This window comes from Micromonospora thermarum (genome assembly GCF_012034245.1).
Classification (GTDB): Bacteria; Actinomycetota; Actinomycetes; order Mycobacteriales; family Micromonosporaceae; genus Micromonospora; species Micromonospora thermarum.
Genome location: NZ_JAATEO010000075.1, coordinates 1 through 2,705 on the forward strand (window position 1 = coordinate 1; position 2,705 = coordinate 2,705).

Below are 2,705 nucleotides of genomic sequence, written 5' to 3' on the forward strand. Positions count from 1 at the left end.
CACCCGTCGCACATCACCTGACAGAGCTGCGTTGCACATCAGTTGTCGGATCACATACGCCGCTCCGCATGTGCCGCCACGGGACCAGGCTTGACGCCCGTCCCACCAGGCGCTTGACATGGTCGTTCTGCCGTTAGCGCTAGCTTGCTCGCGTGGGCTACGACATGTTCGTTCAGCGGTTCCAGCAGGGTGATGCTGCCCCGATCGCAGGTGAGGCGATCCGGGTCGCCTTCGAACCGCACGTCGATCGCCGGGAACCTGACCGCAGCTACTGGCACATCAGCGCCAAGGACGGCGGGACAGCAGACCTTTACGCCGTCCTTGGCGGCGAGGCGCTCGACAGTCTGATGATCAGCCGCTTCTCCCCCGGTCTGGTTCTCGACATGCTCGTCAAGTTCATCGGCCTCGCCGATGCCGTGGTGCTTCCACCCGGCTGCCCCGCCTTGCTCGCACACGAAGGTCAGCGCCGCCACCTTCCCGAGGAACTCCGTGCCGACGCCGTGGTCGTCCAAGCGGGCGCGGACCTGGAGCGCGTCCTCCAAAGCTGCTAGACGGCGTGCGGCGCTTGCTGAGCCAGCTGAACCAGCTGAACCAGCTGAACCAGCTGAACCAGTACCAGCGCTGTCGCGTCCTCGCCCTCAACGTAGGCAGTGCGGATCAGGTAGGTGCCCGCAGCTACGTCGACGCTGAGGTGGTGTTCGTGCTCCAGCTCGTCCCCGGTGAGCGTGGAGTCGAATAACCGTGCCGGTCCGCTAGTCGTCCACGTGCCTGCGTCTTCCCAGCCGGCCGTCTCGACGGCTTTCTGGATGAGGTGGATGACGTCTTCCTCGGAGTCGGCGCGGATCCACCGGATGAAGACCCGCTGATCCGGGAGGTAGGTGGTGGATGCGGGTTCGTCGCCCAGGACGAGCGCCTGGTCGTCATCGACCTCCAGGGTGCCGGCGTAGCCGTCGACCTGGCAGGCCCGGCCGTAGTCACCCCAGGTGTCCAGGTCGCTCGGGTCGAAGTCGACGGGTGCACCCCTCCAACGGGTGAGAGCTAACGCCGGCACGACGATGAGCGGTGCGCCGCCCGGCTCGACCCACGACAACCGGCTTTCCGGCTTGCGCGTGCGAGCAACGACGGCCGCCAGGTCGCTCATGTCTGTGACGATTGCGTCGGCGCCGGCGGCGGCCAGGTGTTCGGCCTTGCCCGGCATGTTGGCGTATCCGATGCAGGCGACGCCGGCGGCGTGGGCGGCTTCGATGTCGGTGGTGGAGTCGCCGACCAGGACGGCGGCGGCGGAGCGGCCGGTGCTGACGCTCGCGCAGGTCTTCAAGCTGGCTGATGTCGTGCCGCCTCGGTACCGCGCCCTAGTCCTGGTGACCACCTTCGGCTGCCTGCGCTGGGGTGAGGTGGCGGCGTTGCAGCGGCAGGACATCGACACCGTGGCCGGCACCATCCGGGTACGTCGGGCGTACACGGAGCGGCGCGGCGTCGGCCTGGTCCTCGGCCCGCCGAAGTCTCGGGCGAGCCGGCGCACTGTGAGCCTGCCGCCGGCTGTGGTCGAGATCCTGCGGGACCACCTGGCGGCGGAGGTTGACGACGACCCGGAGGCGCTCGTCTTCGCCACCGAGAGCGGGCGGCCGATCTGGCGGGGCAACTTCAACAAGCTGATCGGTTGGAAAGCGGCCGTCGCCCGCATCGGACAGCCGCATCTGCACTTCCATGACCTGCGGCACACCGGCAATACGCTCGCTGCGCGGACCGGGGCGAGCACCCGGGATCTGATGGCCCGGATGGGGCACGACTCACCACAGGCCGCGTTGATCTACCAGCACGCGACCAGTGAGGCGGATCGGGCCATCGCCCAGGCGCTGCACGAAGCCATGCACGCCGGCCAGAGGCCGGCAAACAACGTTGCCATCGGCAAGGGCGAGGGCTCGGACGATGCCGCAAACGCCCGGGGCTAATGGCACGCCAATGGCACGCCGCATGATCCTTGACCTTGGAACATCGAAGACCCTGGCTGGGACTGTCGTCCTGGCCAGGGCCTTGATCGTGGAGCGGGTGACGGGAATCGAACCCGCACTGTCAGCTTGGGAATCGCACAAGATCGGGTCGGGGCACTGCGCTGACCACGGTCGGCAGGGCCTCGACTGGCCCGGTTGGGCCCTGCGTCACACCGTCTTGTGGCCCGTGGATGGCCCGGCGGGTGGTTCCGACCGGCGGCGCTTCTCGCGTTCCTGCAACCGTCGTACCCGACGCCGGTACTGCCCGGCATATGAGCGTTGGGCGTCATCGAGCGCCTGCACCTCTGGGTCCGCCATGGCTTCGTAGTACGAGACCTCGGCGGGATCGCGATCCTGCTCGATCAGGCGACCGAGGGCTGCCGCATCGACGGCGAGGGGAGTCTTTCCCGCTGCCTGCTCCCGCCAGATGTGGCCGCCCGGGTCGTCTTTCACAGGTGGATGGTAGGGCCTGACCGGTGAATCATGAGATCAAATTGTGGGCTCCGGCGACCTGGGCACATGGGCGCCTAGCAGGGGAAACACCTCTCGACGTCTCGCACCACTCCCCCGCCGTTCGTCGACCTCTTGCGGACCAGATGCGGACCGCCCACGGCTGAGCGGGTCAAGCGCGAGTCACGGGCCTACAGATCCGGGCTACATCCCCTCGGTCACCCGGAAGGGCGCGTAGCCAATGGGAAGCCGCGTCACTTCTAA

General features: G+C 67.7%; 4 protein-coding genes. 2 read left to right on the plus strand and 2 right to left on the minus strand.

Annotation, left to right across the window (positions count from 1 at the left end; translation table 11 throughout):
* Positions 1-152: 152 nt before the first annotated feature.
* Entirely contained in the window at positions 153-551 is a 399-nt protein-coding gene (locus HCJ94_RS29190; RefSeq protein WP_168004216.1) for a hypothetical protein, read from the plus strand.
* On the opposite strand, the gene HCJ94_RS29195 is transcribed toward HCJ94_RS29190, so the two are convergent.
* Positions 548-1,318: an Imm21 family immunity protein gene (locus HCJ94_RS29195; protein ID WP_205802097.1), complete on the minus strand. Its 771-nt coding sequence runs from the start codon at positions 1,316-1,318 to the stop codon at positions 548-550. The genes HCJ94_RS29190 and HCJ94_RS29195 overlap by 4 nt on opposite strands.
* Between HCJ94_RS29195 and HCJ94_RS29200 the strand changes: the two genes are divergently transcribed.
* On the plus strand, positions 1,293-1,952 hold the full coding sequence (locus HCJ94_RS29200; RefSeq protein WP_309227481.1) for a tyrosine-type recombinase/integrase: 660 nt from the start codon (positions 1,293-1,295) through the stop codon (positions 1,950-1,952). The genes HCJ94_RS29195 and HCJ94_RS29200 overlap by 26 nt on opposite strands.
* Before the next feature lie 207 nt (positions 1,953-2,159).
* On the opposite strand, the gene HCJ94_RS29205 is transcribed toward HCJ94_RS29200, so the two are convergent.
* Complete coding sequence (locus HCJ94_RS29205) at positions 2,160-2,444, minus strand: hypothetical protein (protein ID WP_168004218.1); 285 nt, start codon at positions 2,442-2,444, stop codon at positions 2,160-2,162.
* Between the last annotated feature and the right edge of the window lie 261 nt (positions 2,445-2,705).